Origin of the sequence: Amaricoccus sp., assembly GCF_017993425.1 — a bacterium.
GTDB lineage: Bacteria > Pseudomonadota > Alphaproteobacteria > Rhodobacterales > Rhodobacteraceae > Amaricoccus.
In genome coordinates, this window is record NZ_JAGOMQ010000002.1 from 58074 (window position 1) to 84797 (window position 26724).

Sequence of the window (26724 nt, forward strand, 5' to 3'; positions counted from 1 at the left end):
GCGGTTGACCCCGTCGGTTGACGCTGCGTCCGCGCCGCGCCCCGGTCAAGCACGAAGGCGGCGCGGCGTCGCCGGCCTCGTCGGGGGAAGTTGCGCGCAGATCGCTTGACAGGGGCGGCCGGGGCGTTCAGGGTGCGGGCGTCCAAAGCGCTTTGAGCCGGTCGATCCGGCGGACGCGGCGACGGGGAGGGATGGCGATGACCGCAAGGCTGGCGGGCCTGCGCGCGTTTGCCGGCCCCCGCTCGCGCGCAGGGCGTGCGGACACGACGTTTCCCGAGGACGGCCCGACGGCCAACGCATAGCAGGAGGCAGCAGCATGGCGCCGACCTCGACCCCGACCGTTCTGGCCCGCGACCCCGACTGGTGGCGGGGGGCGGTGATCTACCAGATCTATCCGCGGAGCTTTCAGGACTCGAACGGCGACGGGGTGGGCGATCTCGCCGGGATCATCGAGCGGCTGCCGCATGTGGCGGCGCTCGGCGCGGACGCGATCTGGATCTCGCCGTTCTTCACCTCGCCGATGCTCGACTTCGGCTACGACGTCTCGGACTACCGCGACGTCGATCCGCTGTTCGGCACGCTCGGCGATTTCGAGGCGCTGGTCGAGCGGGCGCATGCGCTCGGCCTGCGGGTGATGATCGACCTGGTGCTGAGCCACACCTCGGACCAGCATCCGTGGTTCAAGGAGAGCCGCTCGAGCCGCGACAACCCCAGGGCGGACTGGTACGTCTGGGCGGACGCGAAACCGGACGGGACGGCGCCGACCAACTGGCTGTCGATCTTCGGCGGGCCCGCCTGGGAGTGGGACACCGAGCGGCAGCAGTACTACATGCACAACTTCCTGGCGAGCCAGCCGGACCTGAACTTCCACAATTCCGAGGTGCAGGACGAGCTGCTCGCTGTGGCGCGGTTCTGGCTGGAGCGCGGCGTCGACGGGTTCCGGCTGGATACGATCAACTTCTATTTTCACGACAAGGAGTTGCGGAGCAATCCTGTCCTGCCGAAAGAGCTGCGCACCTACGAGACGGCGCCGGAGGTGAACCCCTACAACTGGCAGGAGCATCTCTACGACAAGAGCCGGCCGGAGATGGTCGGCTTCCTGCGGCGGTTCCGCGCGGTGATGGACGATTTTCCCGACATCACCTCGGTGGGCGAGGTGGGCGACGCGCAGCGGGGGCTGGAGATCGTCGGCGAGTACACCTCGGGCGGCGACAAGCTGCACATGTGCTACGCCTTCGAATTCCTCGCGCAGACCATCCCGACGGGCACGCGCATCGCCGAGGTGCTGGGGCGGTTCTACGCCGCGGCGCCGGAGGGCTGGGCGTGCTGGGCGTTCTCGAACCACGACTGCGAGCGGCACGCGAGCCGCTGGGGGCTCTCCGACGCGCAGGCGAAGCTCTATCTCGGGGTGCTGCTGTCGCTCCGGGGCTCGGTCTGCCTCTACCAGGGCGAGGAGCTGGCGCTGCCGGAGGCCTACGTGCCGTTCGAGGAGCTGCAGGACCCCTACGGCATCCGGTTCTGGCCGAAGTTCCGGGGCCGCGACGGGTGCCGGACGCCGATCCCCTGGGCGCGGGACAACGGCTGGGGCGGGTTCTCCGAGGCGAAGCCGTGGCTGCCGATCCCGCCGGAGCATCTGGAGCGCGCGGTGAGCGGGCAGGAGGGCGATCCGGACTCGGTGTTGAGCTTCTACCGGCGGCTGATCGCCTGGCGGAAGACCCGGCCGGAGCTGCGGGGCGGCGGACTCAGGGTCGGGGTGGCGACGGAGACGCTGCTGTCGCTGGAGCGCGATCTGGACGGGCGGCGGCTCCTGTGTCTCTTCAACCTCGGGCCGGAGGCGGCGCGGGTCGCGTTGCCGGAGGGGGGCTGGCGGGCGGCGGAGGGGTCGGGCTTCTCCGGGCGGGTCGAGGGCGGCGAGGCGGCGCTGCCCCCCTTCCAGGCGCTTTTCGCCGAGCCGGCCTGAGCGGCCTCGCCGCGCTTGCGCGCCGGCGGGGGATCGGATAAATCAGGCGCCGTGAAGAATTGGCGCCAGCCGGGGGGATGCGCCCATGTTTCTGGTCTGCGGCGACTCGCTGTTCGACTTCTTCCTCGAGAGCGAGGATGGTCCGGCTGCGGCCGGATTCGCGGCGCGCGCCGGGGGCTCGCCGCTCAACGTCGCGGTGGGGCTGTCGCGGCTCGGCTGCGCGGCGGGGTTTCTGAGCGGGCTCTCCAGCGACTTCCTCGGGCGGCGGCTGTCGCAGGTGCTGGCGGCCGAGGGGGTGTCGACGCGCTATGCGGTGCCGACCGACCGGCCGACCACGATCAGCCTCGTCGGCCTCGACGAGGCGGGGGTGCCGGAATACCAGTTCTACGGCAACGGCGCGGCCGACACCGGGCTCGCGCCGGCCGACCTGCCGAAGCTCGGGCCGGAGGTGACGGGCCTGCATTTCGGCTCCTACTCGATCGCGGTGTCGCCGGTCGGCGACGCCACGGCGGCGCTGGCGGCGGCGGAGGCGGGGCGGTTCATCTCGCTCGACCCGAACGTGCGGCCGACGATCGAGCCGGACATGGCGGTCTGGCGCGCCCGCATCGACGTGCTGCTGCCGGCGGTGGACATGCTCAAGACCTCGGCGGAGGATCTGGAGATGCTGCATCCCGGCCGCTCGGCCGAGGACTTCGCGGCCGAGCTGATCGGGCGGGGGGTCAAGCTCGTGGTCGTCACCGATGGCGGCGAGACGGCGCAGGGCTTCACCGCGCGGGGCGACAGCGCCGAGGCGCGGCCGCCGAAGGTCAAGGTCGTCGACACCGTCGGCGCGGGGGACACTTTTCAGGCAGCGCTGATCGCGCAGCTGTCGGCGCACCCGGAAGGGCCGCTCGCCGGGCTTGCGGCCCTTGACCGCGCGGCGCTGGCGCGCACTCTCGACTACGCCGCGCGGGCCGCGGCGATCACCTGCTCGCGGCGGGGCGCCGACCTGCCGCGCGCCGCGGAGCTGGCAGCGTAAGGGGCGCCCATGGTTTCCACCGTCATCCCGGTCCAGCCGTTCGATCTCGTCATCTTCGGCGCGACCGGCGACCTCGCGAAGCGCAAGATCCTGCCCTCGCTCTATCGCCGGCTCGCCGTCCACCAGATGCCGGAGGGGGCGCGGGTGATCGGGGCGGCGCGCTCGAAGATGACCCGGGCCGAGTTCCGCAAGCAGACGCTGGCGGCGTTGCAGGAGTTCGTCGCGCCCGACCTGCTGAAGCCCGACCTCGTCGAGCAGTTCATCGCCTCCGTCGACTACGTGCCGGTCGACGCCGGCGGCGAGGACGGCTGGGCGCAGCTGGCGAAGAAGCTCGGCGAGAAGCCCGACCATATCCGCGCCTTCTACCTCTCGGTCGCGCCCGCGCTCTTCGCCGTCATCGCCGACAAGCTCGCCGCGGCCGGGGTGGCGACCCCGTCGAGCCGGATCGTGGTCGAGAAGCCGCTCGGCAAGGACCTCGCCTCGGCGCGGGCGCTGAACGCGCAGCTCTCCAAGCACTTCACCGAGGCGCAGATCTACCGGATCGACCATTACCTCGGGAAGGAGACGGTCCAGAACCTGATGGCGATCCGCTTCGCCAACGCCCTCTTCGAGCCCTTGTGGAACGCCCGCTACGTCGACCACGTGCAGATCACCGTGGCGGAGAATCTCGGCGTCGCCGGGCGCGGCGAGTACTACGACAAGTCGGGCGCCATGCGCGACATGGTGCAGAACCACCTGATGCAGCTCCTGTGCCTGACCGCGATGGAGCCGCCGGCGCATTTCGAGCCCAACATGGTGCGCGACGAGAAGCTGAAGGTGATCCGCAGCCTCGAGCCGCTGAAGCTCTCCGACATCGTCCGTGGCCAGTACCGCGCCAACGGGTCGGGCTCGAGCTACCTCGACGACGTCAAGAACCCGCAGAGCCGGACCGAGAGCTTCATCGCCATCCGCGCCCATATCCAGAACTGGCGCTGGGCCGGGACGCCGTTCTACCTGCGCACCGGCAAGAAGCTCTCGGCGCGGCTCTCCGAGATCTGCGTCGTCTTCCGCGACCCGCCGCACTCGATCTTCCCCAAGGTCGACGACCTGCGCGGCAACGCGCTGATCATCCGGCTCCAGCCCAACGAGGGCATCACCATGCGGGTGACGATCAAGGACCCCGGCCCGGGCGGGATGCGGCTGACCGAGGTGCCGCTCGACATGACCTTCGCCAAGGCGCTCGGCGGCGAGGCGGAGATGCCGGAGGCCTACGAGCGGCTGATCATGGACGTGATCCGCGGCGACCAGACCCTCTTCATGCGCGGCGACGAGGTCGAGGCGGCCTGGTCCTGGGTCGACCCGATCATCGACGCCTGGACCGACGCCGGCTCGAAGCCGCAGCAATACGACCCGGGCAGCGCCGGCCCGATCGACGCCTACAAGCTGACCAGCTCCGACGGCCACCTGTGGCGGGAGATCGCGACGTGATCGAGGTCGCCCGCCAGGACTATCCCGACCGCGACACGCTGATGCGCAACCTCGCCGAGCTCGTCGCCGACCAGCTGCGCGCGGCCCATGCGACGAAGCACCGGCCGGAGCATGCGGGCCGGCGGCGGGTGACGCTGGCCGTGCCCGGCGGCACGACGCCGGGGCCGTTCCTCGACGCGCTCTCGAACTTCGAGCTCGCCTGGGAGGACGTCGACGTCATCGCCACCGACGAGCGCATGGTCCCGGAATACAGCGACCGGGCGAACTCGAAGCTGATCCGCGAGCGGCTGCTGCGCAACGCCGCGATCGACGCGCATTTCGTCCACTACCACGCCGCGGGGACCTTCCTCGAGCCGGTGCTCGACACCATCCGCGAGCGGGTGGCGGAGCGGCTGCCGATCGACGTCGCGGTGCTCGGCATGGGCGCCGACATGCACACCGCCTCGCTCTTCCCCGGCGCGCCCGGGCTCGCCGAGGCGCTGGCCGACGACGCGCCGACGCTCGTCCGGGTGGAGCCGGCGGCGCAGCCGGAGGCCCGGCTGACGCTCTCGGCGCCGGCGCTGCGCGGCGCCGAGGTCATCCACATCCTGATCACCGGCGAGGACAAGCTCGCCGCGCTCGCCACGGCGCTCGCCGACGGGCCCGTCGCCGAGGCGCCGATCCGCGTCGCGCTGACCGCGCCCTGCCCGGTGACCGTCCACTACGCCGCCTGAGCCGCCAGCCCGCAAGGGGGAGCCACGAATGAGCCTCAACGTCACCGTCGCCCGGGTCACGGAGCGCATCGTCGAGCGTTCGAAGCCGGTCCGCGGCGCCTATCTCGACCGCATGGCGCGCGCCCGCGAGGAGGGGCCGCGCCGCGCGCACCTCGCCTGCGGCAACCAGGCCCACGCCTACGCGGCGATGCCCGAGGACGACAAGTCGGCGCTCGCCGTCGGCGCCGCCGGCAACATCGGCATCATCACCGCCTACAACGACATGCTCTCGGCGCATCAGCCCTACGAGCGCTATCCCGAGCTGATCCGCGCCGCCGCCCGCGCCGCCGGCGGCACCGCGCAGGTGGCGGGCGGGGTGCCGGCGATGTGCGACGGCGTGACGCAGGGGCAGGCGGGGATGGAGCTGTCGCTGTTCTCTCGCGACGTGATCGCGCTCGCCGCCGGCGTGGCGCTCAGCCACAACACCTTCGACACGACGGTCTATCTCGGGGTCTGCGACAAGATCGTCCCCGGCCTCGTCATCGCCGCAGCGACCTTCGGCCACCTGCCGGCGGTGTTCCTGCCGGCGGGGCCGATGACCTCCGGGATCCCCAACGACCAGAAGGCGAAGGTCCGCCAGCTCTTCGCCGCCGGCGAGGTGGGCCGGGACAAGCTGATGGAGGCCGAGATGGCCTCGTATCACGGGCCGGGCACCTGCACCTTCTACGGCACGGCGAACACCAACCAGATGCTGATGGAGTTCATGGGGCTGCACCTTCCCGGATCGAGCTTCGTCAATCCGAACACGCCCTTGCGCGACGCTCTTACGGTCGAGGGCGCGAAGCGGGCGCTGGCCATCTCGGCGCTCGGCAACCAGTATACGCCGGCCTGCGACGTGCTCGACGAGCGGGCCTTCGTCAACGGCATCGTCGGGCTGAACGCGACGGGCGGCTCGACCAACCTGCTCATCCACCTGATCGCCATGGCCCGCGCCGCCGGCGTGGTGCTCGACTGGGAGGACTTCGCCGAGCTCTCCGACGTCACGCCGCTGATGGCGCGGGTCTATCCGAACGGGCTTGCGGACGTGAACCATTTCCACGCCGCGGGGGGCTTGCAGTTCCTGATCGGCGAACTGCTCGACGCCGGGCTCCTCCACGACGACACCCGCACCGTGGCGGGCGACGGGCTCGGCCGCTACGTGCAGGAGCCGAAGCTGATCGACGGGGCGCTGGTCTGGCAGGACGGCGCGGCGGAGAGCCTCAACGACAAGATCGTCCGGCCCGCGGGCGATCCGTTCCAGCCGACGGGCGGGGTGCGGCGGCTCAAGGGCAACCTCGGGGCCGGGGTGATGAAGGTCTCCGCCGTCGCGCCGGAGCGCCACGTGATCGAGGCGCCGGCGCGCGTCTTCCACGACCAGGAGGAGGTCAAGCGCGCCTTCCGCGCCGGCGAGCTGACCGGCGACACGGTGGTCGTGGTGCGCTTCCAGGGGCCGAAGGCCAACGGGATGCCGGAGTTGCACTCGCTCACGCCCATCCTCGCGGTGATGCAGGACAAGGGGCTGAAGGTGGCGCTGGTCACCGACGGGCGCATGTCGGGCGCCTCCGGCAAGGTGCCCTCGGCGATCCACGTCTCGCCCGAGGCGCTCGACGGCGGCCCGCTCGCCCGCATCGCCGACGGCGATGTGGTGCGGGTCGACGCGGTGGCGGGGACGCTCGACGTGCTGACCCCCGGCGCGCTCAACCGGCCGCTGGCGCAGCCCGACCTCTCCGCCAACGAGTTCGGCACGGGGCGCGAGATCTTCGCCAACTTCCGCCGCGCCGTGGGCGCGGCCGAGGCGGGCGCGAGCGCGCTGGTCTGAGCGCCGGCGATGATTCCCCCGCGGCCAGATGTCGCCAGCAGGCACACTACACGACAGGAGCCGGTCGCCGCCCGAGGCTGCGGCGCTCGCCCCGACCGAAGCGGGCTCTGCCCGCGAGGCTGCGGCGCGACAAGCGAAAGCACGGCTTTCGCCGCGCCGACGGCCGGAGCGCATTGGCGCGGAGGCCGGCGGGGGTCCAGATTTCCCCGTCGCGCGCAATCCGTCCGTGATTGCCCCGGCGAGCGCGGCGACGCGCTCGCCCACCGCAGGGGCGATCGCGGACGGATTCGCCACGGGTCAAATCCGTCTGGCGTCACCGTCCCGCACCCTCCCGACCGATATTTCTCTCCACTGTCGTGTAGTGTGGCCAGCAGGCACACTGCACGACACCTGTCTGCCCTGCTGGATCCACGGGGCGCGCGCCGACCGACCGACCGACCGAAGCGGGCTTGCCCGCGAGGCCACGGCGCGACAGGCGAAAGCACTGCTTTCGCCGCGCCGACGGCTGGAGCGCGGTTGCGCGCGGAAGCCGTGAGGGGTGAAGATTTCCCCGTCGCGCGCCATCCGTCCGTGAGCGCCCCGGCGAGCGCGGAATCGCGCTCGCCCCCCGCAGGGGCGATCGCGGACGGATTTGCCACGGGTCAAATCCGTCTGGCGTCGGCGTCGCGGCCAGCCTCGGGCCGGGCTTCCTCTCCACTGTCGTGCAGTGTGGCCAGCAGATTGATGATCCGGGAATGATGAATATTATCAGATACATGACCACGCTATCACGCGTGTTAGCCCGTAGCTTGCGCCTCGGTTCGCGGTCGTCCCGTTTCGGGGGAACGCGCCCGCAGGGGGTCGGATGGCCGACATCCTGCTGATCCACTCGGTCCGCGGCCTGCGCGACCTGGAGCGCGACGCCGCCGGGCGGCTGCGCGCCGAGGGCCACGTCGTGGCGACCCCGGACCTCTTCGACGGCCGCACCGCCGACACCGCCGAGGCGGGGATGGCGATCGCCGAGGCGCTGGGCCCTGAGCGCGTCGCCGCCGCGGCCGCCGCCGCGACGCTGCCCGGCGACGCCGTTCTGGCGGGGTTATCCGGGGCCTTCGTCGCCTGCGGCCTCCTCGCCGACCGCCCCGCCGCGGCCGGGCTCGTGCTGCTGCACGGGCCGGGGCCGATCCCGGCGGGGGTGCGGCCCGGCCTGCCGGCGCAATGGCACATGGCCGAGCCGGACCCGTTCGACGACGAGGACTTCCTCGCCGCCTGGCAGGACGACGTCCGCGCCGCCGGCGTCGCCCTCGACGCCTTCCGCTATCCGGGCGCGGGCCACCTCTTCACCGACCCGAGCCTGCCCGACCACGACGCCACTGCTGCGGCGGCGCTGTGGCGGCGGGCGACCGACTTCCTCGCCGCGCTCTGAGACCGCGGCCAACGAGAAGGGACAGATCCATGCCCATCACCCCGCGCGACGCCTCCGCCAACGGCCGCGAGATCTGCGGCCTCGCCCCGGTCATCCCGGTGATCGTGGTCGAGGACGCCGCCCATGCCCGGCCGCTCGCCGAGGCGCTGGTCGCCGGCGGCCTGCCGGTGCTGGAGGTGACGCTGCGCACCCCGGCGGCGCTCGACGCGATCCGCGCCATGGCCGACGTGCCGGGCGGCGTCGTCGGTGCCGGCACGCTGCTCCGGCCCGAGGACGTGCGCGCCGCCAAGGAGGCCGGCGCGCTCTTCGGCGTCTCGCCCGGGGTGACCGACGAGCTCCTCGACGCCTGCGAGGCCGAGGAGCTGCCCCTCCTCGGCGGGGTGGCCACCGTGACCGAGGCGATGCGGATGCTCGCCCGCGGCTACGACGTGGCGAAGTTCTTCCCGGCCGAGGCGAATGGCGGCGCGGCGGCGCTGAAATCCTTCGCCGGGCCGTTGCCGCAGGTCGCCTTCTGCCCGACGGGGGGCGTCACGCCGCAGAACGCGCCGGACTACCTGAAGCTGCCCAACGTGCTCTGCGTCGGCGGATCCTGGGTGGCGAGCCCGGCGATGATGCGCGAGGGTCGCTGGGACGAGATCGAGAGGCTTGCCCGCGAGGCGAGCCAGCTGAAGCGGGGGAAGTGATGGGCGCCGACACGATCTGGAATGCGCTGGCCGAGGCCGGCGCGGCGGCCAGGGGCCGCCGCATCATCTCGCTCTTCGAGGCCGACCCGGACCGCTTCGCCCGGTTCTCGCTCCGCGCCGTCGACATGCTCTACGACTTCTCCAAGACCTCGATCGACGCCGAGGCGCTGGCGCTGCTGGTCCGCCTCGCCGAGGCGACGGACGTGGCGGGCAAGCGCGACGCGATGCTCGCGGGCGCGGCGATCAACGCCACCGAGGGCCGGGCGGTCCTGCACACGGCGCTGCGCAACCGGGCGAACACGCCGGTTCTCGTCGACGGCGCCGACGTGATGCCCGAGGTCAACGCCGTCCTCGCCCGCATGGCGTCCTTCGCCGCCGGCGTGCGCGACGGCTCGATCGCCGGGGCGGGCGGGCGCTTCACCGACGTGGTCAACATCGGCATCGGCGGCTCCGACCTCGGGCCGGCCATGGCGACGCAGGCGCTCGCGCCCTACGCCGACGGGCCGCGGCTGCACTACGTCTCCAACGTCGACGGCGCGCATGTCCACGACACGCTGGCCCGGCTCGATCCGCGGACGACGCTGGTCATCGTCGCCTCGAAGACCTTCACCACCATCGAGACGATGACCAACGCCCGCACCGCGCAGCACTGGCTGCGCGCCGCGCTGGGGCAGGGGGCGGACGCGCATTTCGCCGCCGTCTCGACGGCGCTCGACAAGACGGCGGCCTTCGGCGTCGATCCGGAGCGGGTGTTCGGCTTCTGGGACTGGGTCGGCGGGCGCTACTCGGTCTGGTCCGCGGTCGGCCTGCCGCTGATGCTCGCGATCGGCCCCGAGCGCTTCGCCGACTTCCTCGGCGGCGCCCATGCGATGGACCGGCACTTCGCCGAGGCGCCGCTGGCGCGGAACATGCCGGTGCTCCTCGGCCTCGTCGGGGTCTGGCACCGCAACGTGATGGGCTATCCAAGCCGCGCCATCCTGCCCTACGACCAGCGGCTGGGGCGGCTGCCCGCCTATCTCCAGCAGCTCGACATGGAATCGAACGGCAAGGGCGTGACGCTCGACGGCGCGCCCGTCGCCCGCGCCTCCGGCCCGGTGGTCTGGGGCGAGCCGGGCACCAACGGCCAGCACGCCTTCTACCAGCTCATCCACCAGGGGACCGACGTCGTCCCGTGCGAGTTCCTCGTCGCCGCCAACGGCCACGAGCCGGAGCTGGGGCATCACCACGAGCTCCTGCTCGCCAACTGCCTCGCCCAGTCCGAGGCGCTGATGCTCGGCCGCGACCTCGCCGCGGCGGAGCGGACGGTCAAGGACCCGGCGCTGGCGCCGCACAAGGTGTTCCAGGGCGACCGGCCCTCGACGACGCTGGTCTATCCGCGGCTCGACCCGGCGACGCTCGGCCGGATCATCGCGCTCTACGAGCACCGGGTCTTCGTCGAGGGGGCGATCTGGGGGATCAACAGCTTCGACCAGTGGGGCGTCGAGCTCGGCAAGGAGCTCGCCACCGCGCTCCTGCCCCTCGTGCAGGCCGGCAAGGGCTTCGAGGCCAAGGACGGCTCGACGGCCGGTCTCCTCGCCGAGATCAGCGCGCTCCGGGCGGGATGACCGGCCGGGCGACCCTGCGCTGAGCGGGCCGGAGCGGGGCCGGTCGGAGGCGTGCGTGCGGGAGCTGGTCGGACCGGAGACGGGCGGGCCTGAGACAGGCGGGCCGGAGACGGGCGGGGGGCTCGTCGTCGTCCATGTCGACGACGCGCTCCTCGTGCTCGACAAGCCCTCCGGGCTGCATACCGTCCCGGCGAAGCCGCCGGGGACGCAGGACTGCCTCGAGGCGCGGGCGAAGGCGGCGTTTCCGGGGGCGCGGCTCGTCCACCGGCTCGACCGCGACACCTCCGGGATCGTGGTGATGGCCCGGACGGCGCTCGCGCAGCGGCATCTCGGCTGGCAGTTCGAGCGGCGGCAGCTGGAGAAGACCTACGTCGCGCGGGTGGCCGGCGAGGTCGCGGCGGAGGCGGGCCGGATCGAGCTGCCGCTGATCGCCGACTGGCCGAACCGGCCGCGGCAGATGGTGTGCCACCTCCGCGGCAAGCCGGCCGTCACCGAGTGGCGGCGGCTGGCGCGGGAGGCGGGGGCGACGCGGCTGGAGCTGCGGCCGCTCACCGGCCGCAGCCACCAGCTCCGGGTCCACCTGCTGGCCATCGGGCGCCCGATCCTCGGCGACCCGCTCTACGGCGATCCGGCCTCCGCCGACCGCCTCCAGCTCCACGCCGCCTGCCTCCGCCTGCGCCACCCCGACGGCGGCGCCTGGATCGCGTTCTCCGCCGCGGTTCCGTTCTGAGGCGGCCGGAGCCCGTGGAGCGCCCGCGGTTCGCGCGGGAGCGACGGGGTGTTCACGCGTGAATATTCGCTAAGCTATTGATTTATCGTATTCGTTAACAGGATCTTGGGGCGCCTCGCTCGGCGAGGCGGGGCGCGCGTGGGGGTGGAGGCGGACCGGCACGCGGGGGTCAGGCCGGGGCGTCGGCGGGGTGGAGGGCGGCCTCGAACTCCCGCCACTCCCCCTTGCTCATGCCGCTGGTCTCCTGCGTCACCGTCTCGCCGGCGAGCATGCGGCGGAGGCAGGCCATCCCCTTGCCGGAGAGCTGCACGGCGTTGAGGCGGTAGTCCTCGAAGGCGGACCAGGCGGCGGGGACCCAGTCCTTCACCACCTCGCAGAGGGCCTCGGCGTAGGCGCGGATCTCGTACTGGGCGTGAGCGTCGGCGCGCAGGCGCAGGAAATGGAAGAGATTGTGGAGGTCGGTCTTCCAGTACCACTGGGTGTAGACGTTCATCGGCAGGTTCATGCGGGCGAGCTCGCGGGCGAGGCCGGACTGGCCCTCCGTGGAGAGCATCGCCTCGTAGTGGTCGTAGGCGCGGCCGGAATCCTCGCGCAGGATGGCGAGGACGCGGGCGGCCTCGTCGCCTTCCAGCAACTCGCCGCGGCCCTGGTTGTTGAGGCGGGACTGGGCGGCGAGGTGCTCGGGGGCGGGGATGTAGAACTCGCGGTCGAGGATCGAGTAGCGGGCGGAATACTCGTTCACGTTGGCGGTGCGGTGGCGGATCCACTGGCGGGCGACGAAGACGGGGAGCTTCACATGGAGCTTGATCTCGCACATCTCGAAGGGGGTCGAGTGCCAGTGCCGCATCAGGTAGCGGATGAGGCCGGAATCGTCGCGCGCCGTTTTCGTGCCGGCGCCGTAGGAGACGCGGGCGGCCTGCACGATGGCGGCGTCGTCGCCCATGTAGTCGACGACGCGGATCAGCCCGTGGTCGAGCACCGGGATCGCCCGGTGCAGCCAAGCCTCCATCCCCGGGGCGACGGCGCGCGCGGTGACCTGCGTGTCGGCGCGGGCGGCGGCGATTTCGGCCTGTTGTTCCGGCGTCAGCGGCATATCTTCGTCCCCAAGGGCGGCGCGGTGCGAGTCGCGCCCACCAGATATGGCATTAGAGCGCAAGGGAGGCGCTATATGAAGACAAAATATCTCCATACGATGGTGCGGGTGAAGGACCTGGAGGCCTCGATGCGGTTCTACGAGCTGCTCGGGCTCCGGGAGACGCGGCGGACGGAGAGCGAGCAGGGGCGGTTCACGCTGGTGTTCATGGCGGCCCCGGGGGACGAGGATTGCCCGGTGGAGCTGACGCATAACTGGGACGGCGACGAGGGGTTGCCGTCGGACAGCCGGCATTTCGGGCATCTCGCCTACGGGGTGGAGAACATCTACGACAAGTGCGCCGAGCTGGAGGCGGCGGGGGTGACGATCAACCGGCCGCCGCGGGACGGGCGGATGGCGTTCGTGCGGAGCCCGGACAACGTCTCGATCGAGCTTCTGCAGATGGGGCCGGCGCTCGAGCCGGCGGAGCCGTGGGCGAGCCGGGCGAACGTCGGGCGCTGGTAGCCGCGGCGCTCGCGCTGGGGCTCGCGGCCGCGCCGGCGGCGTGGTTGGTCGCCGCCGTGCCGGCGGCCGCGCAGGACTGCCGGATCGCGCTGGCGCTGGCGCTCGACGTGTCGTCCTCGGTCGACGCGGGCGAGTATCGGCTGCAGGCGGACGGGCTCGCCGCGGCGCTGCGCGACCCGGAGGTGGCGGCGGCGTTCCTCGCGGTGCCGGGCGAGGTCGTGGAGCTGACGGTCTTCGAGTGGAGCGGCCGGCGGCAGCAAGCGACGGCGCTCGACTGGACGGAGGTCGCGAGCGAGGACGACCTCTTCGACGTGGCCGCGCGGCTGGAGGCCTGGCCGCGGGCGTTCGCGCAGCATGCCACCGCGATCGGGGAGGCGATGCTTTACGGGGCGGAGGCGCTGGCGGGGCGGCCGGAATGCCCGGAGCGGATCATCGACGTGTCGGGCGACGGCGAGACCAACGACGGGATCTCGCCGCTGGTCGCGCGGCAGAGCCCGCTCCTCGAGGGGGTGACGGTCAACGGGCTGGTGATCGGGGTGACGCGGCGGATCCTGCTGCGGCACTACGAGGCCTTCGTCATCCACGGGCCGGGGGCGTTCGTGGAGATGGCGGACGACCATGGCGACTTCTCGCGGGCGATGCGGCGGAAGCTGATCCGCGAGCTCCAGCCGCGGGCGGTGAGCATGGCGGAGTAGACGGCCTCCGGCCCGCGTGGGACCGCCGCGGGGCGCCGAAAGACCCGAAAGAGCTCCGAAATTGCGCTGCGACCCGTGCGGGAGGCTAGGTCCGTCCGACCCCTTGCGCTACGCTGGCGGCAGGCCGGACGCGGTGCGGGACCGGGCGGCCCGGGGGACGTCGTCATGCGGATTGCGCTTCTTGCCTGCGGCCTCGCCGCCTGCCTCGTCACCGGCCCGGGGCCGGCGGCGGCGGCGAGTTTCACGAGTTTCTGGGCGTTCGGCGACAGCCTGACGGACGACGGCAACCTCCTCGCCGCGACCGGCGGGGCGGTTCCGGCGCCGCCCTACTGGGAGGGGCGGGTGTCGAACGGCGAGGTCTGGGCGGAGCACGTGGCGCGGCGCTTCGAGCGCAACGGGCTCGCGACGGAGAACTTCGCCTTCGCCTATGCGGCCGCGGGCGATCCGCCGCCGTTCAGCCCGGTGGGGACGCCGCCGGTGCAGAACCTTTCCGACCAGCTTGCGCGGTTCGACGCGGTGGCTTCGGGGCGGCTCGGCAAGCGGCCGGTGGCGAGCCTGTGGTTCGGGGCGAACGATCTCTTCTTCGGCGGCATCCCGACCGGGACCGCGGCGGCCGTGGGCGCGGCGGCGGCGGATCATGTCGCGGACGGGGCGCTGGCGCTGAAGGATCGCGGCGTGCGCGACGTGATGATCTGGAACCTGCCGGCGATCGACCAGACCCCGGCCTTCCGCATCATCAATCCCGACGGCGCGCAGCAGGCGAAGGAGGGGACGGACGCGTTCAACGCGCGGCTGGACGCGCGGATCGCGGGCTTGCGCGACGAAGGCGTGCGGGTGACGAAGATCGACGCCCATGCGCTCTTCGTGGCGCTGCTCGACGATCCGGCGGCGTTCGGCGTGATCGACGCGACGACGCCCTGCTACGTGCCGGGGACGGCGATCTATTGCGGGGCGGACAACGCGCCGTTGCTCGCGTTCTTCGATCCGGTGCATCCGAGCTCGACGATCCATGCCGCGCTCGCCCGGGAGGCGCTGGCGCGGGTGCAGCCGGTGCCGCTGCCGGCGGCGGCGGGGCTGATGTTGGCGGGGATCGCGGCGCTCGGCTTCGCGGGGCGGCGTCAGGGCTCGAGGACGGCGTAGATCTTCGTCACGCGGCCGAGGGATTCCCAGGTTCCCTCGAAGCCGGCGGCGATGACGAAGGCCTCGCCGGGGCCGAACTCGACCTCGCCGTCGGGGTCGGCGAGGCGGACGCGGCCTTCGAGGAGGACGCAGAGCTCGGTCTCGGCATAGGCGACGCGGCGGACGCCCGGCTCGGAGCTCCAGTGGCCGACGTGGAGGCGGCCGGCGGCGTCGGAGAAGGCGTTCCAGACGGTGGAGGCGCCGGAGCCGGCGACGAGGCGGCCGGGCGCGGCGTCGGCGGACTCGCCGGGGCCCTCTCGGGTGACGCGGACGACGTGGGAGGGCAGGGGCATCGGCGTTCTCCTCCGGCCGGGCTCGGGAGAGGGGAGCCCGGCCGCGGCGCCTGCGTCAAGTGCGGCGGGAGGGGCTTTTCAGGTGGGGTCGGATGGCCTATATCTGGGGCGTCCGGGCGACCGGACTATGGTGATAAACGCGCGCGTAATAAGCGGATCGGACCCGGGGGCGGTACCCGGCGGCTCCACCAAATCCCTCGTTGGGGGCGAATGGGGCCGAAACAGGATCGACGGACGTGTAAAGGCGATAGCTTTCACCCGGCAGGACGCCACCGTTACCGGCTCAAAGCAAATAGTTGCCAACGACAACTATGCTCCGGTTCGCCTCGCCGCGTAATGCGGTTCGGTTAGCCGAAATCTGAAGTCCAGGGCCTTAGCCGGTTCTGGCGGGGCTCGCAGGCGCCTGGCAACAGAAGCCTGCACCCAATCCCCTGATGCTTTGCTGCTCATCGCTGCCCGCCTGTCGCCCGACCTGTGGGCGCCGGGGCGGCCCGGCGCGCGCCGCCCCTTCCCTGTCGGAAAGAATCGGGTAAGGTCCGGCCCCGAGGATCAGGAGCCGGGGGCATGGCGAAGGGGATCAATTACGGCCAGCTGATGCACAAGGCGTTGCGGGAGCTGATCGCAGACGTGCTGACCCAGGTCGCCCGGGACGGGCTGCCGGGCGCCCATCATTTCTTCATCACCTTCGACACGACGCATCCCGGCGTCGACATGTCGCCGTCGCTGCGCGAGCGGTACCCGGGGCAGATGATGATCGTCATGCAGGGGTGGTTCGAGAACCTCGCGGTGATGAAGGACCGCTTCACGGTCACGCTCAACTTCGGCAACGTGCCGGAGCCGATCGTCATTCCGTTCGAGGCGATCAAGACCTTCGTCGATCCCTCGGTGGAGTTCGGCCTGCGCTTCGACGCCCACGAGGAGGCGGCGGCGGCCGAGGAGGAGCAGCAGCGCGCCCCGGAGCCGCCGACGCCGCTGAAGCCGCAGCCCGAGGGCGCGGTGGTGAGCCTGGACAAGTTCCGCAAGAGCTGAGCGGCCGGGCGCCGCGCCCGGCCTACTGTCTCGGCCGGGCGCCGCTGGGCAAAGCGACGTCTCCAGAGGTCATCGGCGCGCCGGCCCAGGGCGGGCGCGAAGCGCCTGCCGGGGCAGGGCAGGCGCGGCCGTTGCTGGCGCATCGGCAGGGATTGGGCGCCCGGCGCGCACAACCTCCGGCCGGGGGGCCGGGTCAGGCCTCGAACTCGGACCGCACGATGCCGTGGCGTTTCAGCTTGTCGTAGAAGGTCTTGCGCGGCAGGCCGAGGGCCTCGACGGTGGCGGCGACGTCGCCGCCGTGGCGCTTCAGGGCGGCGCGGATCTGGGCGGCCTCGAAGCGGTCGACGCGCTCGGCGAGCGTGCCGGTCTCGTCCGGCCCGGGCGGCGCGGCGCTGGCGATCTCGGCGAGGCCGAGGACGGCGCGCTCGGCGTAGTGGACGAGCTCGCGGACGTTGCCGGGCCAGGAATGGCGCTCCAGCCGGTCGCGGATGGCCGGCGTGATCTCGGGCGCCGGGCGGCCGAGGCGGTCGGCGGCGCGGCGGGCGAAATGCGCGAAGAGGAGCGGCACGTCCTCGCGGCGCTCGCGCAAGGGTGGGATGCGCAGGGTGACGACGTTCAGCCGCCAGTAGAGGTCCTCGCGGAAGCCGCGGCGCGCGGCCGGGTCGCCGAGGTCGACCTTGGTGGCGGCGACCACCCGCAGGTCAAGCTTGCGGCGCTCGTTGGAGCCGAGCGGCTCGACCTCGCGGGTCTCCAGCACCCGCAGCAGCCGGAGCTGGATCGCCTGCGGCGCCGCCTCGATCTCGTCGAGGAAGAGCGTGCCGCCGCTGGCGTGCTCGATGCGGCCGACGCGCTTCTTCGCCGCGCCGGTGAAGGCGCCGGGCTCGTGGCCGAAGAGCTCGGATTCGAGCAGGGTCTCGGGGAGGGCGCCGCAGTTCAGCGCGACGAAGTTCCGGGCGCGGCGGCGGCTCCAGTGGTGGAGGAGCGAGGCGACCACCTCCTTGCCCGAGCCGGTCTCGCCGAGGATCAGCACGTCGACGTCGGCGTCGGCGACCTGGCGGATCGCCTCGCGCAGGCGGCGGATGGCTTGCGTGTCGCCGAGGAGCGGCAGGTCGTCGGGCGAGGCGGCGGCGGCCTCGCGCAGGCGGCGGTTCTCCAGCACCAGCCGGCGCTTCTCGGCGGCGTGGGCGACGGCGCCCTTGAGGCGCTCGGCGTCGAAGGGCTTGGGGATGAAGTCGTAGACCCCGTCCTTGACGGCGGCGACGGCGAGGTCGACGTCGGCGTGGCCGGTGACGAGGATCACCGGCAGGTCGGGGTCGATCGCCCGCACCCGGTCGAAGAGCTGGAGGCCGCTCATCCGGGGCATCCGGATGTCGCTGACCACCGGGCCGGCGAGGTCGGGGTCGATGGCCGGCAGCGCCGCCTCGGCGGCGGCGAAGCTCGTCACCGCGAAGCCCGCGAGCTTCAGCATCTGCGCGGTGGCGCGGCGGAGGTCGTCGTCGTCCTCGACGAGGATCACCGGGGACGGCGTGGGCGGCGGGTCGGCGGTCATGGCGCCCTCGGCAGCTCCAGGGTGAAGGCCGCGCCGCGGCCCGGGGCGGCAGGCTCGAGTCGCAGCTCGCCGCCGAACTCGCGGGCGAGGTCGGCGGAGATGACGAGGCCGAGGCCGAGGCCGGTCTCCTTGGTGGTGGTGAACGGCAGGAAGAGCTGGGCGCGGACGTCCTCCGGCACGCCGGGGCCGCTGTCCTCGACGGTGATGGTCACGCGCTCCGGGCCGGGGGCGAGGCGGATGCGGATCGCCGGATCCGGCTGGCCGCGGACGGCGTCGAGGGCGTTCTGCAGGAGGTTGACGAGGATCTGCTCGAGGCGGATGCGGCCGGCGACGACCTCGACGCCGTCGGCGCGGGGGCCGCGGTCGATCGCCGCGCCCGCGTCGCGGATGCGGCCGGCGAGGAGGGCGAGAGCGCCGTCGATCGCCGCCTCGGCGGGGACCGGGCCGATCTCGCCGACGGCGCGGCGGGAGAAGCCGCGGAGCGTCGAGGTGATGGCGCCGATGCGGTCGGTGACGCGGGCGATGGCGCCGAGGTTCTCGCGGGCCTCCGCGGCGTCGCCGGCGTCGAGGAGCTGGGCGCCGGTCTCGGCGTAGGCGCGGATCGCGGCGACCGGCTGGTTGATCTCGTGGGCGACGCCGGCGGCGACCTGGCCGAGGATCGACAGGCGGTTGGCCTGGGCGAGCTCGTCGCGGAGGCGGCGGGCGCGGGTCTCGGCCGCCTCGCGCTCGGCCATCTCGGCGGCGAGGGCGGCGTTGGAGAGGCCGAGCGCCTCGGTGCGCTCGGCGACGCGGCGCTCGAGCTCGGCGTTCATGGCGCGGAGCGCGGCCTGGCGGGCGGCGGCCCAGCGGCGGCGGCGGGCGAGCCAGTAGCCGGCGGCGGCGAGGAGGAGCCCGGCGAGGAGCACGGTGACGTGGGCGGCGCGCGCCGCGGCGGCGAGCGTGGCGCCGGCCGGAGCGTAGAGCGAGATCGTCCAGCCCGGGGCGGCGGCGCCGAGGGGGGCGGCGGCGCCGGCGTAAAGGCCGGGGAGGCCGCCGCGCTCGATGCGGGCGAGGCCGGCGCCGGCGGGCGCGACGGGGACGGGCGGGAACGGCGTCGCGGGGTCGAGCTGCAGGGCCGCGCGGGCGGCGGCAGGGTCGGCGAGGGGCGCGAGCGCGCCGAAGCGCCAGCCCGGCTCGGAGGTGGCGAGGACGACGCCGGCGGGGTCGGTGACGAAGACGACGTAGCCGCTGTCGCGCCAGCGCGCCTCGAGCGTGTCGAGCTCGACCTTGACGACGATGACGCCGAGCGGGCCACGGGCGGCGTCGACGCGGCGCGACAGGTAGAGGCCGGGGCGGCGGCTGACCGAGCCGAGGGCGTATTGCTGGGCCGTGCCGGCCGCCATCGCGTCGCGGAAGTAGCTGCGGAAGGCGTAGTCGCTGCCGACGAAGCTGTCGGGGAGGCCGGCGTTGCTGGCGGCGATGGCGAGGCCGTCGGCGTCGACGAGGTAGATGACCGAGGAGCCGGCCTCGGCGGCGATGTCGGCGAGCTTGGCGTCGAGGCGGGCCTCGGCGGCGGCGTCGGGGGCGGCGAGGAGGGCGATCACCTCGGGGTCGCGGGCGAGGATCACCGGGATGAGGCGCTGGGTGTCGATGACGCCGGTCAGCGCCGCCGCGGCGAGAGGGAGGGCGCCGCCGGCGCGGTCGGCGAGATCGGCGGCGGCGCGCTGGCGGGCGAGCCGGCCCGCCCCGGCGACGGCGAGGGCGAGCGCGAGGGTGAGGAGGAGCACGGCCATCGCCCGGAGCGCGCGCGGGCGCCGTCCCCGCGTCTCCTCGCGCCTGTCGCTCAGCGTGGCCATGCAAGCGACCCTCCCGGGGGCAAGACTAGGGCGCGGGCTCGGCTGGCTGCAAGCCGGATGCGCCGGCGGCGCTCCGGCATGGTCGGCAGGGGCGGGGCGGCGGCAGGGCGGCGGCGCGAGACCAGGGCCGGGCCCGCATGGCTGCGAGACGGGTGCGCCAGCGTGCCGGTCAGCGGCGACCGGCGGGCGCGGCGGGCAGCAGGGCGGCGGTCGCGATGGTGGCGGCGCCGGCGAGGGCGGCGAGGGCGAGAAAGCCGGGGCGGTGGGTGATGTGCTCGGCGCCGACCCAGCCGGCGACCGGATAGGCGACGATCAGCGCGGCGTTGGCGAGCGCGAACATCGCGGCGTAGGCGCTGGCGTGGCGCCGCGCCGGCGTCTCGCGGCGCAGCATCATCGGCGCGGGCGTCAGCGCCAGCGCGCCGCCGATGCCGATCGCCGCCCAGACGGCGAGGAGGCCGGCCAAGGCGCCGAGGGCGGCGCCGGCGAGGAGGGCGAGGCTCACCAGCGCGCAGCCGGCGAGCATGGTGCGCCTCTCGCCGATCCGGGGCAGGAGGTGCGGGACCGCGAGCGCGCCCAGGACGGAGCCGAGGCCGAACACCGCGAAGGCGGCGGTCGAGGCGCGGGCGTCGAGGCCGAGGTCGCCCTGGACGAGCACCACGGTATTGACCGTGACCATCGCCACGCCGGCGGCGGCGGCGAGGTGGAGCGGCACCAGCCCGCGCAGCGCCGGCTGCGCCAGCATCCGTATCCCGAGCGTCATGCGCCGGAGCGCGAAGCCCGCGGGGGCGGGCGGCAGGCTCGGCAGGCGGGCCGAGGCGATGCAGGCGGCGGAGACGAGGAAGGCCGCCACCACGGCGACGAAGAGCCCGCGGCCGCTCATGAACAGGAGGAGGCCGGCGGCGATGGCGGGGCTGGCGCCGTTCTCGAGCTCGATCGCGACCCGCGACTTGGCGAGCGCGCGGGCGTAGTCGTCGGGATCGGTCAGCAGGTGCGGGACCAGCGCCTGGTAGGTCGGGGTGAACACGGCGGCCGCGATGGTGAAGACGAGGATGGCGGCGTAGACCTGCCACGGCTCCGTCGCCAGCGGCAGCGACAGCAGCGCGGCGGCGCGCACGAGGTCGAGCGCGATGAGGAGCGGCTTCTTGGCCACCCGCCCGGTCAGCGCCGCCGCGACCGGCGGGACCAGGACGTAGAGCGCGCCCTTGAGCATCAGCGCGGTCGCGAGGATGCGGCTGCCCTCCTCGCCGGCGATGTCGAAGGAGAGGAGCGCGAGCCCGACGATCGCCACCCCGGTCCCGAGCAGGGCGAGGACGTAGGCGGAGAACAGCCGGGCGTAGTCGCGCGCCCCGGGGGCGGCGGTCATGCCGGCGCTTCGCCTTCCGCCGCCGCCCCTTCCGCCGCCCCGCCCTCGGGGGCGTCGCGGTAGAGGGTGGTGTAGAGCACCGGCATGAAGACGAGCGTCAGCAGGGTGGCGACGAGGAGGCCTCCCATGATAGCGAAGGCCATCGGACCCCAGAAGAGCGTCGGCGCGATCGGCAGGAGGCCGAGCACCGTCGAGAAGGCGGTGAGCGTCAGCGGGCGCATCCGGTTCTTGGCCGCCGAGATCGCCGCGGCGCGCACGCCGAGCCCGGCGGCGCGCTCGTCCTCGATCTGGGTGATGAGGATGACGGCGTTCTTCGCGATCATGCCGATCAGCGCGAGGATGCCGAGGATGGCCACGAAGCCGAGCGGCCGGCCGAAGAGCAGGAGCGCGCCGACGACGCCGATCAGCCCGAGCGGCAGCAGCACCACGGTGATGAAGGCGGCGCGGAAGCTCTGGAGCTGGATCATCAGCAGCGTGACCATGATGAAGATCATCAGCGGCACCACGGCGAAGACCGCGGCCTGGCTCTCGGCGGAGGTCTCGACCGTGCCGCCGACCTCGATGCGGAAGCCCTGCGGGAGCTGGGCGACCAGCGCGTCGACGTCGTCGGCGATGGCGGCCACGGCGGCCTCCGGCAGGAGGCCGGGGGCGACGTCGGCGAGCACCGTCAGCGTCGGGGCGCGGTCGCGCCGCCAGACCAGCGGCTGCTCCTGGTCGTAGCCGAAGGTGGCGAACTGCTGGAGCGCCACGGTGCGCCCGCCGGGGATCGGCACCTGGAGGTTGGCGAGCCGGTCGATGGCGATACGGTCGTCGACGTCGGAGCGGGCGACCACGTTGATGGAGTAGATGCCGTCGCGGACCTGCGTCACCGTCGCGCCGGAGACGGCCGTCTGCAACGCGTCGGAGAGCTGGCGGCTCGACAGGCCGAGGCGGCGGGCCTGGTCCTGGTCGACGTCGATCTCGAGCGCGCGGGCGGGCTCGATCCAGTCGAAATGCACGCGGCGGGCGCCGGGATACGACGCGACCACCTCGGCCAGCTTCAGCGCCTCGTCGCGGAGCACCTCCACGTCGGGCCCGGAGATGCGGTACTGCACGGGCCAGCCGATCGGCGGCCCCATCTCCAGCGGGCTGACGCGCACCACCGCCTGGGGGAAGGTCTCGACGAGCCAGGCGTCGAGCGTCTGCTGGAGCCGGATGCGCTCGTCGAGGCCCTTGGCCATGACCACGAGCTGGCTGTGGTGGTCGGAGGGCGGCAGGATGGCGAGCGGCAGGTAGAAGCGGATGACGTTGCGGCCGACATAGGACGAGAAGTGGTCGACGTCCTCGTTGGCGTTCAGCCAGTCCTCTATCTGCTCCACGGCGTCGAGGCTCGCGTAGATCGAGCTCGACCGGGGGAGCTGGAAATCGACCACCAGCTCGAAGCGGTCCGAGGGCGGGAAGAACTGCCGGTTGACCTTGCCGAGGCCGACGACGGCGAGGGCGAAGAGGGCGAGCGTCACCGCGATGGTGATCCAGCGACCGCGGATCGCCAGATCGAGGAAGCGGCCATAGGCGCCGAGCAGCCGGCCCTCTCGCGGCTCCGTGCCGGCGGGCGGCGGCTTGAGGATCAGGCCGCCGACGATCGGCGTGAACAGCACGGCGACGAACCAGGACGAGATCAGCGCGATCGCGACGACCTGGAAGAGCGAGATCGTGTACTCGCCGGCCATGCTCTCGGCGAAGCCGATCGGCACGAAGCCGGCGATGGTGATGAGCGTGCCGGTCAGCATCGGCGCGGCGAGGCGGGAATAGGCCCAGGTCGCGCCTTGCGCCACGGTGTCGCCGACGGCGAGCCGGCGCAGGATGGCGTCGGTCGTGGTCATGGCGTCGTCGACCAGCAGGGCGAGCGCGATGATGAGCGCGCCGAGCGAGACGCGGTGCAGGTCGATCCCGAGCGTCTGCATGACGAGGAACACGGTGGCGAGCGTCACCGGGATCGCCACGGCGACGACGGCGCCGGGGCGCACGCCGAGGCTGAGGAACGAGACGCCGAGGATGATGGCGATCGCCTGGTAGAGCGAGGTGGTGAAGTCGCCGATGGCGCGGTCGACCACGACCGGCTGGTCGGAGACGAGGTGCGGCTCGATGCCGACCGGCATGTCGGCGGTGATCGCGGCCATGGCCGTGTCGATCTCCTCGCCGAGCTCGAGGATGTCGCCGCCGTCGCGCATGGAGATGCCGAGGCCGATCGCCGGCTGGCCGTCGACGCGGAACATCGGCGCCGGCGGATCGACCTCCCCGCGGCGGACCCGGGCGACGTCGCCGAGGCGGAAGCTGCGGCCGCCGGCGACGAGGGGGGTGTCGAGGATGTCGGTCTCGTCCTCGAAGGCGCCGGTGACGCGGAGCGTCAGGTTCTCGAGGCCGCTGTTGATGACGCCGGCGGGTCGGACCGCGTTCTGCGCGGCGATGGCGGCGAAGATCTGGCTGTAGTCGAGGCCGAGCGCGGCGACCTGGTCGGGCAGGAACTCGACGAAGATCTGCTCGTCCTGCACGCCGAGGAACTCGACCTTGGCGATGTCGGGGGCGCGGCGGATGAGCTCGGTGCGGACGCGGTCGACCTCGTCGCGCAGCTCGCGGTCGGAGAAGCCGTCGGCGGTGAAGCCGTAGACGATGCCGAAGACGTCGCCGAAGTCGTCGTTGAAGAACGGGCCGAGGACGCCGGGGGGCAGGGTGTGGCGGATGTCGGCGACGCCGTTGCGGACCTCCTGCCAGACGTCGGCGACCTCGTCGGGCGGGAAGGGGCCTTCGAGCTCGACATAGATCGTGGTGATGCCGGGGCGGGTGATCGAGCGGATCGCGTCGAGGCCCGTCGTCTCCTCGAGCCGGCGCTCCAGCCGGTCGGTCAGCTGGTCGAGCGTCTCCTCCATGGTGGCCCCGGGCCAGACGGCGGAGACCAGCATGGTCTTGATGGTGAAGGTCGGATCCTCGTCGCGGCCGAGGTTCGCGAAGGCGAAGCCGCCGGCGATGACGGCGATGACCATCAGGTAGATGGTCAGCGCGCGGGAGCGGATCGCCCAGGCGGAGAGGTTCGGACCGGTCACCTGCCCGCCCTCACGCGCCGGAGCCGAGCAGCCGGACCTGCTGGCCGGGGCGCAACGCCTGCACCCCGGCGGTGACGACGATCTCGCCGACGGCGAGCCCGTCGGAGACGGCGACGCTCGCGGGGTCGAAGCGGGCGACGCCGATCGGGCGCAGCGCCACGGTCTTGGCGTCGGGGTCGACGACCCAGACCGCGGGCGCGCCGTCGGCAGAGGTGAGCGCGCTGGCGGGCAGGACGATGCCGCCCTCGCCGCCGAAGTGGACGCGGGCGTTGACGGGCGTGCCGAGGCGCATCTCGGCCGGCGGGTCGATCAGGCCGACGCGGACGCGGAAGGTGCCGGTCACCGGGTCGGCGCGGGGCGCGATCTCGCGGACGCGGCCCGAGGCGGTCACGTCGGGGCGCAGCGTCATGGCGACGGTGACCTCGGGGTCGGGGGGGCTCGCCTCCATCGCGGCGGCGGCGACGTCGAAGACGCCGTCGAGGCCGCCGTCGCGGCTCATCTGCACGATCATCCGGCCGGCGGCGACGACCTCGCCCGGCTCGGCCCCGACCTCGGTGACCACGCCGGGCGCGTCGGCGAGGAGCGCGGTGTCGGCGAGGCGGCGGCGCGCGATGCCGAGCTGCGCCGCGGCGGCGTCGACGCCGGCCTGGGCGGTGGTGAGGACCTGCTCGGCGCGCTCGAAGGCGGCGCGGGCCGCGATCTGGCGTTCGTAGAGCTGGCGCTGGCGGTCGTAGTTGATCCGCGCCTCGGAGAGCTGGCCGTCCGCGGCGGCGAGGCTCGCCTCGGCGGCGCGCAGGCCGTTCTCCTCGTCGGTCTGGTCGAGGCGGGCGACGACCTGGTCGGCGGCGACCTGGTCGCCGACGTCGACCAGCCGCTCGACGACGCGGCCGCCGATGCGGAAGCCGAGGTTGACCGTGGTGCGGCTCTCGACGACGCCGGCGAAGGCCATCTCGCGGCCGCCGGCGCTCTCCTCCACGACGATGGCGCGGACCGGGCGGATCTCGGCGGGCGCCGGAGCGTCCTCGCCGTCGCAGCCGACGAGCGCACCCAACGCCGCCGCCGCCAGAACGGCGCGCCATCCTTCGATTCTCATTCCTCGCTCCCGCCAGCAAGAACCTTGGGACGAGGGCGTAGCCCGCCAGCTTCGCGGGCGCAATAAGGAACGGCGCCTCAATTGCCGCCGCGTGATCCGACGAAGAGACCGGCGTCGCGGGCGGCCTGGGTCAGCGCCTTGGACTTGTTGACGGTTTCCTGGAGCTCGGCCTCGGGATCGCTGTCGTAGACGACGCCGCCGCCGGCCTGGACGTAGAGCGCGCCGTCCTTGACCACGCCGGTGCGGAGCGCGATGCAGACGTCCATGTCGCCGCCCGCGGCGAAGTAGCCGACGCCGCCGCCGTAGACGCCGCGCTTCTCCGTCTCGAGCTCGTCGATGATCTCCATGGCGCGCACCTTGGGCGCCCCGGAGACGGTGCCCGCGGGCAGGCCGGCGAGGAGGGCGGAGAGCGCGTCCTGGCCGGGATCGAGCGCGCCCTCGACGTTCGAGACGATGTGCATGACGTGGCTGTAGCGCTCGATGACGAACTGCTCGTTGGGGTCGATCGTGCCGATGCGCGCCACCCGCCCGACGTCGTTGCGCCCGAGGTCGAGGAGCATCAGGTGCTCGGCGCGCTCCTTGGGGTCGGCGAGCAGCTCGCGCTCGAGCGCGAGGTCCTCGGCCGGGGTCGCGCCGCGCGGGCGGGTGCCGGCGATCGGGCGGATGGTGACGCGCCCCTCCTTGACCCGCACGAGGATCTCGGGGCTGGCGCCGACGATCTGGAAGCCGCCGAAGTCGAAGTAGAACATGTAAGGCGAGGGATTCGTTCGCCGCAGCGCCCGATAGAGCGCGAAGGGCGGCAGGTCGAAGTCCATCCGCCAGCGCTGCGAGGGCACCACCTGGAAGATGTCGCCGGCGCGGATGTATTCCTTCGCCTTCTCCACCGTCGCGCGATAGGCGTCGGGGGTGACGTTCGAGACCGGCGCGCCCACCGGAGCGACGTCGCCGAGGTCGCGCCCGGCGCGCGGCGGGGCGCGGTCGAGGTCGCGCACCGCGTCCATGACCCGCTCCGCAGCCTGTGCATAGGCCGCGCGCGCCCCGAGCCCGGAGCCCGCCCAGGCCGGGCTGATCACCGTGACCTCGCCCTTCACCCCGTCGACGACGACCACCACCGTCGGGCGCAGCATGACCGCGTCGGGCAGGCCGAGCGGGTCGGGGTTCGGCTCCGGCAGGCGCTCGACGAGGCGCACCATGTCGTAGCCGAGATAGCCGAAGAGTCCCGCCGCCATCGCCGGCAGCTCGGGCGGCAGCTCGATCCGGCTCTCGGCGATCAGCCGGCGCAGGCTCGCCAGCGGGTCGTCGGGCTCGATCGCCCAAGCGTCGGGATCGAACCGCGCCGAGCGGTTCACGCGCGCCTGCCGGCCGCGGCACTCCCAGACGAGGTCGGGCTTCAGGCCCATGATCGAGTAGCGGCCGCGCACCTCGCCGCCGGTGACGCTCTCGAGCAGGAAGCTGTCCTTGCGCGCCTCGCTCAGCTTCAGCATCAGGCTGACCGGCGTGTCGAGGTCGGCGACGAGCCGGGTCCAGACGACCTGGTTGCGGCCCGCGTCGTAGCCGGCGGCGAAGTCCTCGTAGGCAGGCGAGAGCGTCATCCCGG

General features: G+C 73.1%; 20 protein-coding genes, 1 other RNA gene and 1 pseudogene. 14 read left to right on the plus strand and 8 right to left on the minus strand.

The window, feature by feature from the left end; genetic code table 11:
- Positions 1-316 precede the first annotated feature (316 nt).
- The 9 genes and pseudogenes from KBB57_RS01300 (at position 317) to KBB57_RS01340 (ending at position 11414) form a co-directional block, all read left to right on the plus strand.
- Complete coding sequence (locus KBB57_RS01300; protein WP_290745593.1) at positions 317-1960, plus strand: alpha-amylase family glycosyl hydrolase; 1644 nt, start codon at positions 317-319, stop codon at positions 1958-1960.
- A gap of 85 nt (positions 1961-2045) precedes the next feature.
- A complete protein-coding gene (locus KBB57_RS01305; protein ID WP_290745595.1) occupies positions 2046-2978 on the plus strand; it encodes a carbohydrate kinase in 933 nt (310 codons plus the stop codon).
- A 9-nt stretch (positions 2979-2987) separates the two neighbouring features.
- Positions 2988-4445, plus strand: a complete 1458-nt coding sequence (gene zwf / locus KBB57_RS01310) for a glucose-6-phosphate dehydrogenase (RefSeq protein ID WP_290745597.1) — start codon at positions 2988-2990, stop codon at positions 4443-4445.
- A complete protein-coding gene (pgl, locus tag KBB57_RS01315) occupies positions 4442-5158 on the plus strand; it encodes a 6-phosphogluconolactonase (protein ID WP_290745600.1) in 717 nt (238 codons plus the stop codon). The genes zwf and pgl overlap by 4 nt, the downstream gene beginning before the upstream one ends.
- A gap of 28 nt (positions 5159-5186) precedes the next feature.
- Positions 5187-6995, plus strand: coding sequence for a phosphogluconate dehydratase (edd, locus tag KBB57_RS01320; protein ID WP_290745603.1), 1809 nt, complete (start codon positions 5187-5189; stop codon positions 6993-6995).
- A gap of 841 nt (positions 6996-7836) precedes the next feature.
- Positions 7837-8397 (plus strand): annotated as a pseudogene (locus KBB57_RS01325) (dienelactone hydrolase family protein); the annotation flags it as partial.
- A gap of 29 nt (positions 8398-8426) precedes the next feature.
- Positions 8427-9080 carry a bifunctional 4-hydroxy-2-oxoglutarate aldolase/2-dehydro-3-deoxy-phosphogluconate aldolase gene (locus tag KBB57_RS01330; protein WP_290745606.1) on the plus strand — a complete coding sequence of 218 codons (654 nt, stop codon included), beginning with the start codon at positions 8427-8429 and terminating at the stop codon, positions 9078-9080.
- On the plus strand, positions 9080-10684 hold the full coding sequence (pgi, locus tag KBB57_RS01335) for a glucose-6-phosphate isomerase (protein WP_290745609.1): 1605 nt from the start codon (positions 9080-9082) through the stop codon (positions 10682-10684). Before KBB57_RS01330 ends, pgi begins: the two co-directional genes overlap by 1 nt.
- 64 nt (positions 10685-10748) lie before the next feature.
- On the plus strand, positions 10749-11414 hold the full coding sequence (locus KBB57_RS01340) for an RluA family pseudouridine synthase (RefSeq protein ID WP_290745928.1): 666 nt from the start codon (positions 10749-10751) through the stop codon (positions 11412-11414).
- Positions 11415-11583: 169 nt separating this feature from the next.
- Here KBB57_RS01340 and thyX read toward each other — a convergent pair whose 3' ends face one another.
- Positions 11584-12507, minus strand: a complete 924-nt coding sequence (thyX, locus tag KBB57_RS01345) for an FAD-dependent thymidylate synthase (RefSeq protein ID WP_290745612.1) — start codon at positions 12505-12507, stop codon at positions 11584-11586.
- A 75-nt stretch (positions 12508-12582) separates the two neighbouring features.
- Between thyX and KBB57_RS01350 the strand changes: the two genes are divergently transcribed.
- The 3 genes from KBB57_RS01350 to KBB57_RS01360 all read left to right on the plus strand — a co-directional run bounded on the left by KBB57_RS01350 (position 12583) and on the right by KBB57_RS01360 (position 14846).
- The gene (locus tag KBB57_RS01350) at positions 12583-13011 is read left to right on the plus strand and encodes a VOC family protein (protein WP_290745615.1); all 429 of its coding nucleotides are present in this window, start codon (positions 12583-12585) and stop codon (positions 13009-13011) included.
- Positions 12978-13706 (plus strand): DUF1194 domain-containing protein, encoded by a 729-nt coding sequence (locus KBB57_RS01355; protein ID WP_290745617.1) that lies wholly within the window; start codon positions 12978-12980, stop codon positions 13704-13706. Before KBB57_RS01350 ends, KBB57_RS01355 begins: the two co-directional genes overlap by 34 nt.
- Before the next feature lie 165 nt (positions 13707-13871).
- Positions 13872-14846, plus strand: a complete 975-nt coding sequence (locus KBB57_RS01360; protein ID WP_290745620.1) for an SGNH/GDSL hydrolase family protein — start codon at positions 13872-13874, stop codon at positions 14844-14846.
- Here KBB57_RS01360 and KBB57_RS01365 read toward each other — a convergent pair.
- A complete protein-coding gene (locus KBB57_RS01365; protein ID WP_290745623.1) occupies positions 14825-15178 on the minus strand; it encodes a cupin domain-containing protein in 354 nt (117 codons plus the stop codon). The two genes, KBB57_RS01360 and KBB57_RS01365, sit on opposite strands and share 22 nt — an antisense overlap.
- Before the next feature lie 71 nt (positions 15179-15249).
- On the opposite strand from KBB57_RS01365, the gene ssrA reads away from it, so the two are divergent.
- Both ssrA and KBB57_RS01375 read left to right on the plus strand, forming a co-directional pair.
- Positions 15250-15602, plus strand: a transfer-messenger RNA (tmRNA) gene (gene ssrA, locus KBB57_RS01370).
- 140 nt (positions 15603-15742) lie between these two features.
- A complete protein-coding gene (locus KBB57_RS01375) occupies positions 15743-16207 on the plus strand; it encodes an SspB family protein (protein WP_290745626.1) in 465 nt (154 codons plus the stop codon).
- Positions 16208-16400: 193 nt separating this feature from the next.
- On the opposite strand, the gene KBB57_RS01380 is transcribed toward KBB57_RS01375, so the two are convergent.
- The 6 genes from KBB57_RS01380 to trpE all read right to left on the minus strand — a co-directional run bounded on the left by KBB57_RS01380 (position 16401) and on the right by trpE (position 26719).
- Positions 16401-17756 carry a sigma-54 dependent transcriptional regulator gene (locus KBB57_RS01380; RefSeq protein WP_290745628.1) on the minus strand — a complete coding sequence of 452 codons (1356 nt, stop codon included), beginning with the start codon at positions 17754-17756 and terminating at the stop codon, positions 16401-16403.
- Positions 17753-19591: an ATP-binding protein gene (locus tag KBB57_RS01385; protein WP_290745631.1), complete on the minus strand. Its 1839-nt coding sequence runs from the start codon at positions 19589-19591 to the stop codon at positions 17753-17755. The genes KBB57_RS01380 and KBB57_RS01385 overlap by 4 nt, the downstream gene beginning before the upstream one ends.
- Positions 19592-19760: 169 nt before the next feature.
- Positions 19761-20954, minus strand: a complete 1194-nt coding sequence (locus KBB57_RS01390; protein ID WP_290745633.1) for an MFS transporter — start codon at positions 20952-20954, stop codon at positions 19761-19763.
- A complete protein-coding gene (locus KBB57_RS01395) occupies positions 20951-24034 on the minus strand; it encodes an efflux RND transporter permease subunit (protein ID WP_290745634.1) in 3084 nt (1027 codons plus the stop codon). Before KBB57_RS01395 ends, KBB57_RS01390 begins: the two co-directional genes overlap by 4 nt.
- Positions 24035-24044: 10 nt before the next feature.
- The gene (locus tag KBB57_RS01400; RefSeq protein ID WP_290745637.1) at positions 24045-25127 is read right to left on the minus strand and encodes an efflux RND transporter periplasmic adaptor subunit; all 1083 of its coding nucleotides are present in this window, start codon (positions 25125-25127) and stop codon (positions 24045-24047) included.
- A 77-nt stretch (positions 25128-25204) separates the two neighbouring features.
- Positions 25205-26719 carry an anthranilate synthase component I gene (trpE, locus tag KBB57_RS01405; RefSeq protein WP_290745640.1) on the minus strand — a complete coding sequence of 505 codons (1515 nt, stop codon included), beginning with the start codon at positions 26717-26719 and terminating at the stop codon, positions 25205-25207.
- Positions 26720-26724: the final 5 nt, after the last annotated feature.

Coding starts and splice junctions, on each gene's coding strand:
- KBB57_RS01330 (WP_290745606.1), top strand. CDS start 8,427: ATGCCCATCACCCCGCGCGACGCCTCCGCCAACGGCCGCGAGATCTGC.
- thyX (WP_290745612.1), bottom strand. CDS start 12,507: ATGCCGCTGACGCCGGAACAACAGGCCGAAATCGCCGCCGCCCGCGCC.
- KBB57_RS01360 (WP_290745620.1), top strand. CDS start 13,872: ATGCGGATTGCGCTTCTTGCCTGCGGCCTCGCCGCCTGCCTCGTCACC.
- edd (WP_290745603.1), top strand. CDS start 5,187: ATGAGCCTCAACGTCACCGTCGCCCGGGTCACGGAGCGCATCGTCGAG.
- KBB57_RS01385 (WP_290745631.1), bottom strand. CDS start 19,591: ATGGCCACGCTGAGCGACAGGCGCGAGGAGACGCGGGGACGGCGCCCG.
- KBB57_RS01400 (WP_290745637.1), bottom strand. CDS start 25,127: ATGAGAATCGAAGGATGGCGCGCCGTTCTGGCGGCGGCGGCGTTGGGT.
- pgi (WP_290745609.1), top strand. CDS start 9,080: ATGGGCGCCGACACGATCTGGAATGCGCTGGCCGAGGCCGGCGCGGCG.
- KBB57_RS01365 (WP_290745623.1), bottom strand. CDS start 15,178: ATGCCCCTGCCCTCCCACGTCGTCCGCGTCACCCGAGAGGGCCCCGGC.
- KBB57_RS01350 (WP_290745615.1), top strand. CDS start 12,583: ATGAAGACAAAATATCTCCATACGATGGTGCGGGTGAAGGACCTGGAG.
- zwf (WP_290745597.1), top strand. CDS start 2,988: ATGGTTTCCACCGTCATCCCGGTCCAGCCGTTCGATCTCGTCATCTTC.
- KBB57_RS01390 (WP_290745633.1), bottom strand. CDS start 20,954: ATGACCGCCGCCCCCGGGGCGCGCGACTACGCCCGGCTGTTCTCCGCC.
- KBB57_RS01300 (WP_290745593.1), top strand. CDS start 317: ATGGCGCCGACCTCGACCCCGACCGTTCTGGCCCGCGACCCCGACTGG.
- KBB57_RS01375 (WP_290745626.1), top strand. CDS start 15,743: ATGGCGAAGGGGATCAATTACGGCCAGCTGATGCACAAGGCGTTGCGG.
- trpE (WP_290745640.1), bottom strand. CDS start 26,719: ATGACGCTCTCGCCTGCCTACGAGGACTTCGCCGCCGGCTACGACGCG.
- KBB57_RS01380 (WP_290745628.1), bottom strand. CDS start 17,756: ATGACCGCCGACCCGCCGCCCACGCCGTCCCCGGTGATCCTCGTCGAG.
- KBB57_RS01305 (WP_290745595.1), top strand. CDS start 2,046: ATGTTTCTGGTCTGCGGCGACTCGCTGTTCGACTTCTTCCTCGAGAGC.